The sequence below is a fragment of the Enterobacter cloacae complex sp. 385G4 genome, assembly GCF_057320665.1.
In genome coordinates this window covers 90,349-104,732 of sequence record NZ_JBXWDD010000003.1, presented here as the reverse complement: position 1 = coordinate 104,732, position 14,384 = coordinate 90,349, and the positions used below count along the sequence as shown (strand labels likewise).

Genomic DNA, 14,384 nt, shown 5'->3' with positions numbered 1-14,384 from the left:
TGTTATTTACCGCTGAGCGAGTTGTGGATCATGTCGAGCCAGTTCGGCACGGTCAGATGGAAGGATTCGATCATCTTCATGTCGAAGCCGCGGAAGAAGCCGCTCAACACGAACAGCAGCACGATCGCCGCCATCATCACTTTGGTGACGTGGTTCCAGCCGCTCTCCTCAACGCCTTTACCGATCAGGATGCCGAGAACCAGACCCGGTACGGCGTTCCCCATGATCAGCTGCGCCGCGCCGCCGAAGATGGTGGCCCAGAAGCCCGATTTTTTACCCGCGTCGATGGCCGCCAGCCAGAAGATCACCGGCATCACGGTGTTAACCAGCAGGTTCGCGGCAGGCACCAGCACCTTCACGGCGGTGACCTGCAGCGCTGCCGGCACAGAGGAGGCGGTCAGGTTCAGGAAGGTCACGACGAGCATGCCAATCACGCCGCAGGCAATCGCCATTTTGCGGGGATCGTGCAGCGTTTCGCCGACGTTACGGTTTTTGATCATCAGTGCAGCAGCACCCCAGTTCGGGATGATGCGGTGGTCAACGTCCTGTGTGAAGGCACCCGCAGCCACGGAAGAGGCCCAGGCGTTAAAGAAGAAACCTAACCCAAAGGAGAAGTGGGACGCCGGATCCCCTTCACAGGAGTTCAGTTCCCCCAACGTACGAAACGCGCCCATACCCTGAGTGGTAGGCGCATGAAACATGCGTGCAGCCCCGGCTCCGACACCGACGCCAACCAGGCCGCCAATGATGAGCGATTTTATTAATATAATTAAGAACATCAGTCTGCCCTTTTATGAATAATCAGCGTTGCGTGACGAAATCCACCCGGTCAAGATTGATGGCGGTCACGTTGACGGTCACATCCAGCTCCACGCTGTAGGTGCGTCTTTCCCGGCGCAAAAAGAAGAACAGAAACGCTTCTTTACGCACCGCTTCTTGCGCCTGAACAACCTGCACATCCTGTGGCTCAATACGCAGTAAGATATGCGGTGAGGCTTTCATCACCGCGGCCTGAACGTGGTTGAGGGCGTCGGCAAAGGCGCGCGCTTTGGCGTCGCCCTTCCCCTTCACTCTCACCGTGGTTGTGAACTGTTCTTTCATGCTTATGCGCCGTATTTCTTCTGCCACGCCTGCACCAGACGCTCGCCCAGCTCTTCTTTATCCATAAAGCCAAAGCCCAGCACGTTGCAGCCTTCGTTGATGGCGGTCACGCCCTCTTCCACGGAACGCATGCCGTATTTGGCCTTGTAGCCATATTTGGTTTGGGCGGTGATGGCCCCCGCGCCGCCGCTGCCGCAGAAGGAGATGCCGAAGGTGGCGTTTTCCGCTTTCATTACGTCGCCGAGCTTCATGTCCGCCGCCATGCCCGGCACAACCACTGCGCGTCCACCTGCTTTTTCCACACCCGCAGCCACTTTCTGACCTTTACCCAGGCGATCGCCAATCACGACTGTAATCTGTTCCATGTGTTGCTCCTTAAAGGTTGTCTTTCGCGACTTCAAAGTGAACGGAGAGCAGCCAGGCCTCTTCATCAGGAAGGTTGCCAAACTGCGCCACCACTTCACGGGCAAGCTGCATTGAATCTGGTGAAATTTCGTCGAACAGCTCTGCTTCAACCTCCGGCAGCGGCTCGCCGGTCACGGACCGGTGCGCCATTGCGCGAACGTGGGAGGTGAGCATCTGCTCCTGTACCGCATTGGGGATGATGTTGTGCCGGGCCAGCAGGGCATAAACCTGCTGCAGCATGGTGTTCGCGAGCTGTTCTGTTTGCACCGCCTGTTCCCCAACGTCGTTCATTACCGCTCCGTTAATCACTCGTCTTACCCCGTTAATGGCTCTGGAATAAAACTAACGTTGGGCGTGAAGGGTTTGTAGCGAGTTGTTTTCCACTTCGAAGTGGAAAGGCGAGCCGCAGCAGTGATCTGTGCCACATAAATATGGTGAATCTGGATTAACGGCCGCATTTACGTGATGAATATCACGCTATTAAGCGGCACTAAACAGGTAAGCGGAGTGGAAAAGTTTACGAGCAGGCTCGTAGAAATGTGACGTGGATAAGGTTTTCTTATGGGGATTCGCTAGAGTGGCTGCGGGTGCTTGAGACTGACCGTCTCAGGCATGGGACGGAAAGTGGAAAGCCCCGCCTGATAGAAAATCAGGGCGGGGGCTCGAAACGACACGTCGGACCGTGGAGTTCGCTACCTCGCCCGCTTTAAAGCAAGGAGGCATCCATGAAACGCCAATCCCCAATTATCCGGGTTTCGATGATTGTTGCTTTGACAATAATCATCTTAACGCTGGTGACGAGGAAAACACTGTGCGAGATCCGTTTTCGAAACGGCTCGCTTGAAGTGACAGCGCGGATGGATTGTCGCTCCGGCCAGTAGGGAGCAAGGATGCGGGGGCGCTTAGTGCGCCTCCGCATACGGAGGAAGGACGTACAGCTCAGGCACCCAATTAACGGTATTTCTTGTGATACGTGTTGCGCGTCGCCACAAACTGGTCGGCCGCCGCCTGGGCTTCCTTCACTTTGCCTTCGTTAGCCAGCTTCAGCGCGCCGTCGATCTGACCGACCAGCACGTCAAAGCCGTGGCGATAGTCTTTCATCTCTGCGCTGTCTGCCGCTTTGCTTTCCAGCTTTGGCGGCGTCGCTTTTTGCGCGTCCAGCGCCGCTTCACGCATTTTGGTCAGTGCGCCTTTCATTTCCGCCGCATTGTCCGTTTTCTGCACTACCTTCAGGTTTTGACTGAGGATGTCCATGTTGTCTTCGAGATCGGCAGCAAACGCAGAAGAGCCAAGAACCAGCGTTGAAGCCGCGACGATCGCTAACAGGTGTTTACGCATTGCTCACTTCCTTTTTTATTATTAAAACGCTTGTCGGGTATTACTGGCCGGCGATTTTCATTTCCGGCAGTAATACAGAACCACACTGTATATTGCTACGTGTTTCAATATCGTTACCGACCGTAACGATATTGCGCCACATGTCCTTCAGGTTACCGGCGATGGTAATTTCGCTCACCGGATACTGAATTTCGCCGTTTTCGACCCAGAAGCCTGCCGCACCGCGAGAATAGTCACCGGTGATGCCGCTTACGCCCTGGCCCATCAGCTCGGTGACCACCAGACCGGTGCCCATCTCTTTCAGCATCTGCTCGAAGTTCAGGCCCTGCCCGGCAATGCGCCAGTTGTGGATCCCGCCCGCGTGCCCGGTGCTTTTCAGCCCCAGCTTGCGCGCGGAGTAGTTGGTCAGCAGCCACTGGGTCAGAATGCCGTCTTTAACGATATCGCGGCGTTCCGTGCGCACGCCTTCGCTGTCGAATGGCGTGGAGGCCAGCCCTTTCAGCAGGTGCGGATGTTCCTCGATAGTCAGCCACTCCGGCAGGATCTGCTTGCCCAGCGAGTCGAGCAGGAAGGTCGATTTACGGTACACCGAGCCGCCCGCGATAGCGCCCACCAGATGGCCAAACAGGCCGGTCGCCACTTCATTAGCAAAAATGACTGGGGCCTTAATGGTGGCGAGCTTACGCGGCGACAGGCGAGACAGCGTGCGTTCGGCACACTCTTTGCCCACCCACTCAGGAGACTGCAAATCCCCCAGCGCGCGGCCAATGGTGTAGGCGTAGTCACGCTCCATGTCGCCGTTCTCTTCGGCAATCACGCAGCTTGAAAGCGAGTGACGGGTGGAGCAGTAGCCCTGCAGCATGCCGTGGCTGTTGCCGAAAACTTTGATGCCGTAGTGGCTGTTGAAGCTGCCGCCTTCGGTATTCGTGATGCGCTTGTCAGCCTGCAAAGACGCCTGCTCGGCGCGCGCGGCCAGTTCAATCGCTTCATCCGGCGTGACTTCCGCCGGATGGAACAGATCGAGATCCGGCGCGTCAAACGCCAGCAGATCTTTATCCGCCACGCCTGCGTAAGGATCCGGAGAGGTGTAACGGGCGATATCCAGCGCCGCCTGCACCGTGCGGGCGATGGCATCCGGGCTGAGATCGGTGGATGACGCGCTGCCTTTGCGGTTCTGGTGATACACCGTGATCCCAAGCGCGCCATCGCTGTTAAATTCTACATTCTCCACTTCGCCATAGCGGGTGCTCACGCTAATGCCGGTGGTTTTGCTGACCGCCACTTCGGCGCCATCTGATTTACCTGAAGCGAGCGTCAGCGCGGTGGAGACGGCTTCTTCCAGAATCTTACGCTGCGCTTCAACTTGTGAGGTTACTTTCATCGCAAATGCCATACTGTAAGAGAGAGTTAAGTGAAGTCTAACAGAGAACCGTTTTTCAGTGCGCGTCTTAACTGGTAACATTAGCCTCTTTTTTTAAGGAGCCTGACATGACTAAGCAGCCCGAAGACTGGCTCGACGACGTTCCCGGTGATGACATCGAAGACGAAGATGATGAGATCATCTGGGTCAGTAAAAGTGAAATTAAACGTGACGCCGAAGAGTTAAAACAGCTTGGCGCAGAAATGGTAGAACTGGGTAAAAACGCGCTGGATAAGATCCCGCTCGACCAGGATCTGCGTGATGCCATTGAACTGGCACAGAAAATCAAGAAAGAAGGCCGTCGTCGCCAGCTTCAGCTTATCGGTAAAATGCTGCGTCAGCGCGACGTGGATCCGATCCGTCAGGCGCTGGACAAGCTGAAGAACCGCCACAACCAGCAGGTTGCGCTGTTCCATAAGCTGGAGCAGATCCGCGATCGTCTGATTGAACAGGGTGATGATGCGGTACCGGAAGTGCTGAACCTGTGGCCGGATGCCGACCGCCAGCAGCTGCGTTCTTTGATCCGCAACGCGAAGAAAGAGAAAGAGGGGAATAAGCCGCCGAAATCCGCGCGTCTGATTTTCCAGTATCTGCGCGAGCTGTCTGAGAACGCAGAGTAAGCCCCTCACCCCAAAGGGGAGAGGGAGAAGAGATAATGTAAGCCCGGTAAGCGCTAGCGCCACCGGGCTTTTTTTTACTCTGCGGCCGCGGCTTTCTTCGCCAGACCGTCCAGCAGCTTCTGATGGATCCCACCGAACCCGCCGTTGCTCATCACCAGAATGTGGTCGCCAGGCTGTGCGGCTTTCACCACCATATCCGCTAAGACATCCACGTCCGCGCTCCAGTGCGCAGGCTGAATGCAGGCGTCGGCCACTTCAGCCACCTGCCACGGAATATGCTGCGGCTGCAGCAGGAAGACTTCGTCGGCACGTCCCAGGGACGGCGCGAGGTCGTCTTTGCAGATGCCCATTTTCATGGTGTTCGAGCGCGGTTCCAGCACCGCCAGAATGCGCGCGGTGCCGCCAACCTTGCCGCGTAACGCAGCAAGCGTCGCCAGAATGGCCGTTGGGTGGTGCGCGAAATCGTCATACACCGTCACGCCGTTCGCTTCGCCGCGCAGCTCCAGGCGGCGGCGGGCGTTGATAAACGTCCCCAGCGCATTGGCCGCATCCGCAGGCAGCACGCCCACGTGGCGCGCCGCGGCGATCGCCATCAGGCCGTTGTGCATATTGTGCTCGCCCACCAGGCCCCATTTCACCTCGCCCACTTTCTCACCGTCGAGCAGTACTTCCCACTCGGAGGCATCCGCGTTGAGTTTTTTCGCCTGCCAGTGGCCCTGCTCGCCCACCAGCTCCTGCTCGCTCCAGCAGCCCATCGCCAGGGTCTGCTTCAGGTTGATGTCGTTCTCCGGCAGGATAATGCGGCCCTGGCCCGGAACAATGCGCACCAGGTGGTGGAACTGTTTCTGAATGGCTTTCAGGTCGTCAAAGATATCCGCGTGGTCAAACTCAAGGTTGTTGAGGATCAGCGTGCGCGGGCAGTAGTGCACGAATTTGGAACGCTTGTCGAAGAATGCGCAGTCGTATTCATCCGCTTCAATCACAAAGAACGGGCTGTCGCCGAGACGCGCAGAGACGTCGAAGTTACCCGGCACGCCGCCGATCACGAAGCCCGGCTTGTAGCCGCAGGCTTCGAGGATCCAGGTCGCCATACCGGCGGTGGTGGTTTTGCCGTGGGTACCGGCTACGGCAATCACCCAGCGGTCGCGCAGCACGAAATCATGCAGCCACTGCGGGCCGGACATGAACGGAATATTGCGTTCCAGCACCGCTTCAACGCACGGGTTACCGCGGGTCATGGCGTTGCCAATGATGACCAGATCCGGCTCGGGATCCAGTTGGCTGGCATCGTAGCCCTGAATTAAAGAGATGCCCTGTTTTTCCAGAAGCGTGCTCATCGGCGGATACACATTGGCGTCCGAACCTGTCACTTCATGGCCCAGCGAGCGCGCCAGCATTGCCAGTCCGCCCATGAAAGTGCCACAAATCCCCAATATATGAATGCGCATACGTCACTATCCTTCTTTAATGTGGCGCACATTTTACTCACATGTTAGCGGCTGTGAAACGCATTTCAGGTAAATCCGTATGTTGCTGGCGCGATTCACCTCTGCGCTACTATTTGAATATTTGTTAAGATTGTTGGGCTTTAGTCGTTTTAGTGAACATACAATCGCTCTACTCACAAAGATGCAGGGAAAGTGTTATGAAAACGTTAGGTGAATTTATTGTCGAAAAGCAGCACGAGTTCTCTCATGCTACGGGTGAACTCACTGCTTTGCTGTCGGCAATAAAGCTGGGCGCTAAGATCATCCACCGTGATATCAACAAGGCCGGTCTGGTCGATATCCTGGGTGCCAGCGGTGCCGAGAACGTTCAGGGCGAGGTTCAGCAGAAACTCGATCTGTTCGCAAATGAAAAACTGAAAGCTGCACTGCGCGCGCGCGACATCGTTGCGGGTATCGCCTCCGAAGAAGAAGATGAAATTGTTGTATTCGAAGGGTGTGAACACGCGAAATACGTCGTACTGATGGATCCGCTCGACGGCTCCTCCAACATCGACGTTAACGTTTCTGTCGGTACCATTTTCTCCATCTACCGCCGCGTCACGCCTGTTGGTACGCCGGTAACCGAAGAAGATTTCCTGCAGCCGGGCAGTAACCAGGTTGCGGCCGGTTACGTCGTTTATGGCTCGTCCACCATGCTGGTCTACACCACCGGATGCGGGGTTCACGCCTTTACCTACGATCCGTCGCTGGGCGTCTTCTGCCTGTGCCAGGAACGTATGCGCTTCCCGGAGAAAGGCAGCACTTACTCCATCAACGAAGGCAACTACATCAAGTTCCCGAACGGCGTGAAGAAGTACATCAAATTCTGCCAGGAAGAAGATAAAGCGACCCAGCGCCCTTACACGTCCCGCTACATTGGCTCTCTGGTCGCGGATTTCCACCGTAACCTGCTGAAGGGCGGTATTTACCTCTACCCAAGCACCGCCAGCCACCCGGACGGGAAGCTGCGCCTGCTGTACGAATGCAACCCGATGGCGTTCCTGGCCGAACAGGCGGGCGGCAAGGCGAGCGACGGTAAACAGCGTATTCTGGACATCGTGCCGGAAAGCCTTCACCAGCGTCGTTCGTTCTTCGTTGGCAACAACCATATGGTTGAAGACGTTGAACGTTTTATCCGTGAGTACCCGGACGCGTAATATCTCTCCCGGGGAGCCAGTCTGGCTCCCCAACACATTTATACATTTTACCGTATAAGTGTTTATAAAAATCACGCTTTAATCTTCACCCCTGCTCCTGCATTATTTCCATAACAGTTTGACATTTATTTCCTGGAGCAGAATTGCAATGAAAAATTATTCCCGGGCTAATACCGGCATTGATTTAAATCTTATCCCTGTATTTATTGAAGTCGTCCGCTGCGGCAGTATGGCAAAAGCCTCTTTGCGCCTGGAGATGTCCCGTCCTGCGGTGAGCCTGGCGTTGAAGCGTTTTAATCAACTGTTTGATGAGCCGTTATTTTTTCGCAAAGGTTTATATCTCGAGCCGACTGAAAAAGCGTTAGCGTTAACCAACTCGCTGGAATTATTAATGGGTGATATTCACGATAATATTGCGGCAGTAAATTCCGCGAGAAATAAAGCCCCGGCACAGAACGCACCGGGGCTGGGAAATATTATGCCGCAGTCTGAGCCGTCACTTTAAATGATGACATGGCTTCCATCAGCTGACGCGACTGCTCCTCAAGGGAGCGGGTCGCGGCGGAGGATTGCTGCACCAGCGCCGCATTCTGCTGCGCGGTTTCATCCATCTGGTTCACCGCAATATTCACCTGCTCGATGCCGCGGCTCTGCTCCTGAGACGCGGTGGCAATTTCGCGCATCAGTTTGGTCATGCGCAGCACTTCGGTGGCAATCTCATCCATCGTTTCACCCGCCTGCTGGGCCAGCTCGCTGCCCTCGTTAACGTGGGCCTGCGAATCGCCGATCAGAGAGCGGATCTCTTTCGCCGCGTCGGCGCTGCGGCTGGCAAGGTTGCGGACTTCACCGGCGACCACGGCAAACCCGCGTCCCTGCTCGCCCGCGCGCGCCGCTTCCACGGAGGCGTTAAGCGCCAGAATGTTGGTCTGGAAGGCAATACCGTCAATCACGCTCAGGATGTCGGCGATGCGCGCCGAACTGCCGGAGATATCGCGCATTTTTTCAATCACGTAGCAGACCATTTCGCTGCCGTGATCGGCGGTGTCGGAAACAGACTTCGCCAGCTGGTGCGCCTGCTCGGCGTTGTCGGCGTTAAGCTTCACCGTGGCGGTGATCTGCTCCATGCTGGCGGCGGTCTGCTCCAGCGACGTGGCGGTGGATTCGGTGCGCTCGGCAAGATCCCGGTTCCCCGCCGTCAGCTCGCGGCTGCCGGTATCAATTTGCGAGCTGGCATCGCGAACCCGCAGAACCGAGCTCATCAGCGACTGACGCATCTCCTCTATCGCCGCGTTGAGGCGGTTAAACTCCTGGCTCGCCGGGGCATTCAGCGTGTGGGTTAAATCGCCCGCTGCCACGTTCTCCAGCTGAGCAATCGACGCCGAGAGCGGCTTGAGCAGCATATGGCGCAGCGCCAGCCAGGCGAGCGCGATAATGCCCGCCGTCAGCAGCGCAGCGACAATAATCAGGATCAGCACGCGGGTTTTACTCGCCTGTACGGCACGCACTTCCGCCTGACCTCGCGCTTCGCTCCATTTCTGAAACGCCTGCATGTCGTTATCGAACTGCTTCGCCACCGGAATCAGCGTGTTCTCCAGCAGATCGTAATAGCTGTCTGCACTCTGGTCATTCAGGGTTTTCAGCATCGGGCCGATCCCCTGCTGGTTATACGTCGCCAGGCTGGCCGCGACTTTGTCGAGGAGCTGCTGCCCCTGTTCGTCAGCCACGCCGCCGTCAATCACGCCTTTTAACGTTTTCCGGGCCAGAGCGACTTCCTGATTGATGTTTTTTACCGCTTTGGCCGCATCGTCCAGCATGCCGATTTCCATCATGCGGACGGCCTGACCCGCCTCATTGCGCGCGCGCAGGATCAGCGTATAGCCGGTATTCAGCTGCACCATCTGCTCACCCTGAAGGCGATTAATGCGCTGCAGTGAGGAAGAACTCTGTGTGAGGGCATAAATGCCGATGCCGCTGACAATCAGCAGCAGAAGGGTCATAACGGCCAGTAAAGAGAGCAAGCCGGTACGAATCGATAGCGTTTTAAGCATGATATTATTTCCGGTAGCGAGATATTTCTGGGCATAAAATAAGATTATCGGCCGCTACCGGAGAATATTTATACACGTGTTACAGGCGAACTCTGACGATTCTCCCAAAGCACCGTCAGACCGCGTTGCAGGGCAATAAAAATAAACAGCAGAATGCCAATGGCGATCTTCGTCCACCACGAACTGAGCGTGCCGTCAAAGTTGATATAGGTTTGTATCAGCCCCTGAATCGCGACGCCGAACAGCGTCCCCAGCACCGTCCCTACCCCGCCGCTGAGCAGCGTGCCGCCGATAACCACCGAGGCAATCGCATCCAGCTCGACGCCGACGCCTGCAAGGGCATAGCCCGCCTGGGTATAAACTGAGAAGACAATACCCGCCAGCGTTGCCAGGCCGGTCGAGAGCATATAGATGCGGATGGTGGTGCTGCGGGTTGAGATCCCCATCAGGTTGGCCGACGTGGCGTTGCCGCCAATAGCATAAACCTGATTGCCAAACCGGGTTCGGTGGGCAAGGAAAATACCAATCACCACCACCCCCAGCATCAGCAGCCCCATCGCGCTCAGGCGACCGCCGCCGGGAATTTTCCACGCCAGGCTGGAGAGCGTGTCATACACCGGATGGTTAATCGGAATCGACTCCTCAGAAACCAGATAACTTACGCCGCGCAGGAAAAACATCCCGGCCAGCGTGATGATAAAGGCCGGAATTTTCAGCGCGTCGATCAGAAGCCCCATAAAGGCGCCAAACGCGCAGCCCATCACCAGCACCAGCGGAAACGCCACCAGCGGCGAGATGCCCCAGAAGCCGATCGCCTTCGCAAGGAATACCCCCGTGAACGCGATCACCGAGCCGACGGAGAGATCGATCCCGCCGGAGAGGATCACAAAGGTCATGCCGACGGCGATAATGCCTAAAAAGGCGTTGTCCGTCAGAATGTTGCAGATCACGCGCGTTGAGGCAAAACCGGGGAACTGCGTGAGGCAGTAGAGATACCCCAGCACAAACACGCCCAGCGTGATCATTAACGGTAAATTACGTTTTATCATGGCCACGGATCCCCTTAATGATGCTGACAAAGCGCGGCGACTGGACGATCAGCACGCAGAGTACAACTACCGCTTTTACCACCTGGTTGAGTTCCGGCTGGAATCCCGACAGCAGGATCCCGGTGTTCATGCCCTGAATGATCAGCGCGCCGATCACCGAGAGCAGCAGGTTAAAGCGCCCGCCCATCAGCGATCCGCCGCCGATCACCACCGCGAGGATCGCATCCAGCTCCAGCCAGAGTCCGGCGTTATTGGCATCGGCCCCGCGAATATCGGCGGCGACGATGACACCGGCAATGGCGGCGCAGACGCCGCTCAGCACGTAGGTCAGCATCACCATCAGGCGGGTGTTGACCCCGGCGTTGCGCGCGGCGCGAATGTTGATCCCCACCGCCTCAATAAACATGCCGAGCGCCGTTTTGCGGGTGAAGAGCCAAAAGACAATAAGCGTGACCAGGGCAATAATCACCGGCGTCGGGAAGAACAGAAGGTTACCGCTGCCAAGCCACGCCAGGCTCGGAGAGTTGAAGGTGACAATCTGCCCCGAGGTGATCAACTGTGCGACCCCGCGCCCGGCCACCATCAGGATCAGCGTAGCGACAAAGGGCTGAATTTTAAGCACCGCCACCAGAATGCCGTTCCATAGTCCGGCCAGCACGCCGGTGCCTAAGGCCGCCAGCAGTACCACCGGCAGGCTGTGACCGGCCACGGTCATGGAGGCTGCCGTGGCCCCGGCGATAGCCATCACCGCGCCGACGGAGAGATCTATTCCGCCGGTGGCGATCACCAGCGTCATTCCAATCGCCAGCAGCGCCACGGGCGCGGCGCGGTTTAAAATATCGATCGGGCTGCCAAACAGGCGGCCATCCTGAACAATAATCTGGAAGAAATGCGGTGCGACAAGGCTATCTACCAGCAGCACCACCAGCAGCGCTGCAATTTGCGGCGTGCCGGTTGGCCAGCTAAAGCGGCGCTTTGACTCACCGGTTTGCGAAAGCGAACGGGACATCACGATTCACTCCTTACGCCGCGATGGCATTCATGATTGCCGGAACGGACAGTTTATCCAGTGGGATCTCTGCCACCTGTTTGCGATCGCGCATGATGATGACGCGATCGGCATAGCCCACCAGCTCCTCCAGCTCGGATGAGATAACCAGCAGGGCCAGCCCGTCCGCACAGAGCGTTTCGATAAGCCGGATAATTTCGGCGTGCGCGCCCACGTCGATACCGCGCGTCGGCTCGTCAAGGATCAGGAACTGCGGTTTGGTCAGCAGCCAGCGGGAGAGCAGCACCTTCTGCTGGTTACCGCCGGAGAGAAATTCAATCGGCTGTTCCGCGCTCGGGGTGCGGATGCCGAGCTGGCGGATAAAGCGCTCGGCGATGGCGTTTTGCTCTTTACGTGGGATCGGGCGTAGCCAGCCGCGCTGGGCCTGCAGGGCCAGGATGATATTTTCCCGCACCGAGGCGGCGGCAATGATGCCGTCCGTTTTCCGGTCTTCGGGGCAGAAGCCAACGCCCAGACAGGAGGCCTGATGCGGCGATCGCAGGGTTTGCGGTTTGCCCTTGATCAGCGCGGTGCCGCTGTCGGCAGGCTTGATCCCGAAGATCACCTCGGCGGTTTCGGTTCGGCCCGAGCCCAGCAGGCCCGCCAGCCCGACAATTTCGCCGGGACGCACCTCAAGGTTAAACGGCGATATCACGCCTTTCTTGCCGTAATCGCTGAACGCGGCAACCGGTTTTTCGCTCAGCAACGTGCGGCCCGCACGCTGGAGCGCGTTGGTTTCCAGCTCGCGGCCCAGCATCATTTTCACCAGCTCGATCTGCGGCAGCTCGCGGGTTTCGCGGCAGCCGACAAAGCTGCCGTTGCGCAGCACCGTAATGCGGTCGCTCACCTCATACACCTGATCGAGAAAGTGCGTGACGAAGATCAGGCTCACGCCCCGATCGCGCAGCTGGCGCATCAGGGTGAAGAGCATCTCCACTTCCTGGGTATCGAGGCTGGCGGTGGGTTCATCGAGGATCAGCACCTTCGCAGAGAGATCGATCGCGCGACAGATGGCGACGATCTGCTGCATCGCCACGGAAAAGCGGTTCAGCGGCTCGCGGACGTCGAGGGAGAAGCCGTAGGACTCCATCAGCTTCGTGGCGCGCGCCTCCATCTCTTTGCGGCGCAGCAGGCCAAAGCGGCGTGGCTCGCGGCCAATAAACAGGTTGTCTGCCACCGACATATTCGGCAGCAGGTTCACTTCCTGGTAAACCGTCCCGATCCCCAACTGCTGGGCGTGGGCGGTATTTTTTGGCGAAATGGCATTGCCTTCCAGCCAGATGGTGCCGCGATCGGCGTGATAAACGCCGGTCAGCGATTTGATCAGCGTCGATTTTCCCGCGCCGTTCTCGCCCAGCAGCGCCATGATCTCACCGCGCCGCAGGCTGAAATCAACGCTATCCAGCGCCTTTACGCCGGGGAAGAATTTACTCAAGCCCTCTGTGCGGAGGATTTCCTGGTGTTGTTCAGTTTTCATATTCACGTCCCCGGCACGTTCCCGTAGGCCGGGTAAGCGCAGCGCCACCCGGCAATTTCACTGGATCAGTAGCCCATATTTTTCTTCTTCTCTAACTCTTCTTTCGCTGTATCAGGCAGGTAGAGCGTGGACTTGGTGACGGTCACCTTCTCAGGCATCGTGCCGTCTTTCTTGAATTTCTCCAGCGCGTCGAATGCCGGGCCCGCCATGTTCGGCGTCAGCTCGACGCTGGCATTGGCTTCACCGTCGATCATCGCTTTGTAGATGTCCGGCACGCCGTCGATAGAGCCGGTGAGGATATCTTTGCCCGGCTTCAGGCCCGCTTCTTTAATCGCCTGAATCGCCCCGATCGCCATGTCATCGTTGTGGGCGTAAACCATGCAGATATTCTTGCCGTTGTTTTCAGCCTTGATAAAGCTCTCCATGACCTCTTTACCCTTACTGCGGGTAAAGTCGCCGGACTGGGAGCGGATAATCTTGATGTTTGGCGCTTTGGCAATGGCCTCAGCAAAGCCTTTCTTACGGTCGATGGCCACGCTCGCGCCGACGGTGCCCTGCAGTTCAACGACGTTACACGGCTTGCCGTCGACCTGTTTAATCAGCCAGTCGCCAATTAACTGCCCTTCAAGCACGTTATTAGCGGTGACGGTGGTCATATAGAGAGATTTGTCTTTAACATCGATGGAACGGTCGAGCAGGAAAACCGGAATTTCAGCGTCTTTCGCTTCCTTCAGAACCGGTTCCCAGCCGGTCGCCACCACTGGCGCAATAAAGATGGCATCCACGCCCTGGGCGATAAACGAGCGCACGGCTTTGATCTGGTTTTCCTGCTTTTGCTGACCATCGGCGATTTTCAGGGTGATGCCGCGTTTCTGAGCCTCGCTTTTCGCAACGTTGGTTTCCGCCGCACGCCAGCCGGATTCAGAGCCAACTTGCGAAAAACCTACGGTTAAGGGAGCGGCCATCGCCATAGACGACATGGCTGCCGAAACTGCTGTGACAAGAAGTAAGCGCTTCCACATATGAGCGTCCTCGTAGGGGTGTTTATTGTTGGTTAAAAGATGTTCTGCGAAATGACTATAGCCAATGAAATATGTAACGAATTGCGTTACATCACACTTCAGGAAAGTGAATAAAATGTTAATCACAAGTTTGTAATCGCTTTCATTTCACCATTAAAAATGCGGCTGAGTTTATGGATTTTCCTGTCATGGAAACGGTCTGAAAAGTGGGG

Annotated in this window: 16 protein-coding genes; 4 read left to right on the top strand and 12 right to left on the bottom strand. The window is 56.9% G+C overall.

Translation table 11 applies throughout. The features are described from left to right. Positions 1-2: 2 nt before the first annotated feature. The 4 genes from AC2FAJ_RS11005 to AC2FAJ_RS10990 are packed head-to-tail and all read right to left on the bottom strand — an operon-like array spanning position 3 to position 1,815. Entirely contained in the window at positions 3-779 is a 777-nt protein-coding gene (locus AC2FAJ_RS11005) for a DUF4311 domain-containing protein (protein ID WP_023310182.1), read from the bottom strand. A gap of 22 nt (positions 780-801) precedes the next feature. Beyond that, entirely contained in the window at positions 802-1,101 is a 300-nt protein-coding gene (locus AC2FAJ_RS11000; protein ID WP_008501409.1) for a DUF4312 family protein, read from the bottom strand. A 2-nt stretch (positions 1,102-1,103) separates the two neighbouring features. Next, positions 1,104-1,466: an SFCGS family glycine-rich protein gene (locus AC2FAJ_RS10995; RefSeq protein WP_023293430.1), complete on the bottom strand. Its 363-nt coding sequence runs from the start codon at positions 1,464-1,466 to the stop codon at positions 1,104-1,106. A 10-nt stretch (positions 1,467-1,476) separates the two neighbouring features. Beyond that, positions 1,477-1,815 carry a PRD domain-containing protein gene (locus AC2FAJ_RS10990; RefSeq protein WP_026080657.1) on the bottom strand — a complete coding sequence of 113 codons (339 nt, stop codon included), beginning with the start codon at positions 1,813-1,815 and terminating at the stop codon, positions 1,477-1,479. 416 nt (positions 1,816-2,231) lie between these two features. On the opposite strand from AC2FAJ_RS10990, the gene AC2FAJ_RS10985 reads away from it, so the two are divergent. Beyond that, positions 2,232-2,387, top strand: coding sequence for a Hok/Gef family protein (locus AC2FAJ_RS10985; protein ID WP_041911460.1), 156 nt, complete (start codon positions 2,232-2,234; stop codon positions 2,385-2,387). A gap of 70 nt (positions 2,388-2,457) precedes the next feature. Here AC2FAJ_RS10985 and cybC read toward each other — a convergent pair whose 3' ends face one another. Beyond that, on the bottom strand, positions 2,458-2,844 hold the full coding sequence (gene cybC, locus AC2FAJ_RS10980) for a cytochrome b562 (RefSeq protein ID WP_028015297.1): 387 nt from the start codon (positions 2,842-2,844) through the stop codon (positions 2,458-2,460). A 40-nt stretch (positions 2,845-2,884) separates the two neighbouring features. Then, positions 2,885-4,237, bottom strand: coding sequence for a metalloprotease PmbA (gene pmbA, locus AC2FAJ_RS10975; protein WP_485454126.1), 1,353 nt, complete (start codon positions 4,235-4,237; stop codon positions 2,885-2,887). A 95-nt stretch (positions 4,238-4,332) separates the two neighbouring features. Between pmbA and yjgA the strand changes: the two genes are divergently transcribed. Next, a complete protein-coding gene (gene yjgA, locus AC2FAJ_RS10970; RefSeq protein ID WP_028015295.1) occupies positions 4,333-4,884 on the top strand; it encodes a ribosome biogenesis factor YjgA in 552 nt (183 codons plus the stop codon). Between the two features lie 74 nt (positions 4,885-4,958). Here yjgA and mpl read toward each other — a convergent pair whose 3' ends face one another. Beyond that, the gene (gene mpl, locus AC2FAJ_RS10965) at positions 4,959-6,332 is read right to left on the bottom strand and encodes a UDP-N-acetylmuramate:L-alanyl-gamma-D-glutamyl-meso-diaminopimelate ligase (RefSeq protein ID WP_047364063.1); all 1,374 of its coding nucleotides are present in this window, start codon (positions 6,330-6,332) and stop codon (positions 4,959-4,961) included. A gap of 197 nt (positions 6,333-6,529) precedes the next feature. On the opposite strand from mpl, the gene fbp reads away from it, so the two are divergent. After that, positions 6,530-7,528: a class 1 fructose-bisphosphatase gene (gene fbp, locus AC2FAJ_RS10960; protein ID WP_028015293.1), complete on the top strand. Its 999-nt coding sequence runs from the start codon at positions 6,530-6,532 to the stop codon at positions 7,526-7,528. A 148-nt stretch (positions 7,529-7,676) separates the two neighbouring features. Then, positions 7,677-8,033 (top strand): helix-turn-helix domain-containing protein, encoded by a 357-nt coding sequence (locus AC2FAJ_RS10955; protein ID WP_041911461.1) that lies wholly within the window; start codon positions 7,677-7,679, stop codon positions 8,031-8,033. On the opposite strand, the gene AC2FAJ_RS10950 is transcribed toward AC2FAJ_RS10955, so the two are convergent. The 5 genes from AC2FAJ_RS10950 to ytfQ all read right to left on the bottom strand — a co-directional run bounded on the left by AC2FAJ_RS10950 (position 8,005) and on the right by ytfQ (position 14,172). Then, entirely contained in the window at positions 8,005-9,576 is a 1,572-nt protein-coding gene (locus AC2FAJ_RS10950) for a methyl-accepting chemotaxis protein (protein ID WP_485454125.1), read from the bottom strand. The genes AC2FAJ_RS10955 and AC2FAJ_RS10950 overlap by 29 nt on opposite strands. A gap of 68 nt (positions 9,577-9,644) precedes the next feature. Further along, positions 9,645-10,625, bottom strand: a complete 981-nt coding sequence (yjfF, locus tag AC2FAJ_RS10945; RefSeq protein WP_041911463.1) for a galactofuranose ABC transporter, permease protein YjfF — start codon at positions 10,623-10,625, stop codon at positions 9,645-9,647. Further along, positions 10,612-11,637, bottom strand: a complete 1,026-nt coding sequence (ytfT, locus tag AC2FAJ_RS10940; RefSeq protein ID WP_162268710.1) for a galactofuranose ABC transporter, ATP-binding protein YtfT — start codon at positions 11,635-11,637, stop codon at positions 10,612-10,614. The genes yjfF and ytfT overlap by 14 nt, the downstream gene beginning before the upstream one ends. 10 nt (positions 11,638-11,647) lie before the next feature. Beyond that, the gene (ytfR, locus tag AC2FAJ_RS10935; RefSeq protein ID WP_485454124.1) at positions 11,648-13,150 is read right to left on the bottom strand and encodes a galactofuranose ABC transporter, ATP-binding protein YtfR; all 1,503 of its coding nucleotides are present in this window, start codon (positions 13,148-13,150) and stop codon (positions 11,648-11,650) included. 65 nt (positions 13,151-13,215) lie between these two features. After that, positions 13,216-14,172 (bottom strand): galactofuranose ABC transporter substrate-binding protein YtfQ, encoded by a 957-nt coding sequence (gene ytfQ / locus AC2FAJ_RS10930; RefSeq protein ID WP_021240696.1) that lies wholly within the window; start codon positions 14,170-14,172, stop codon positions 13,216-13,218. Between the last annotated feature and the right edge of the window lie 212 nt (positions 14,173-14,384).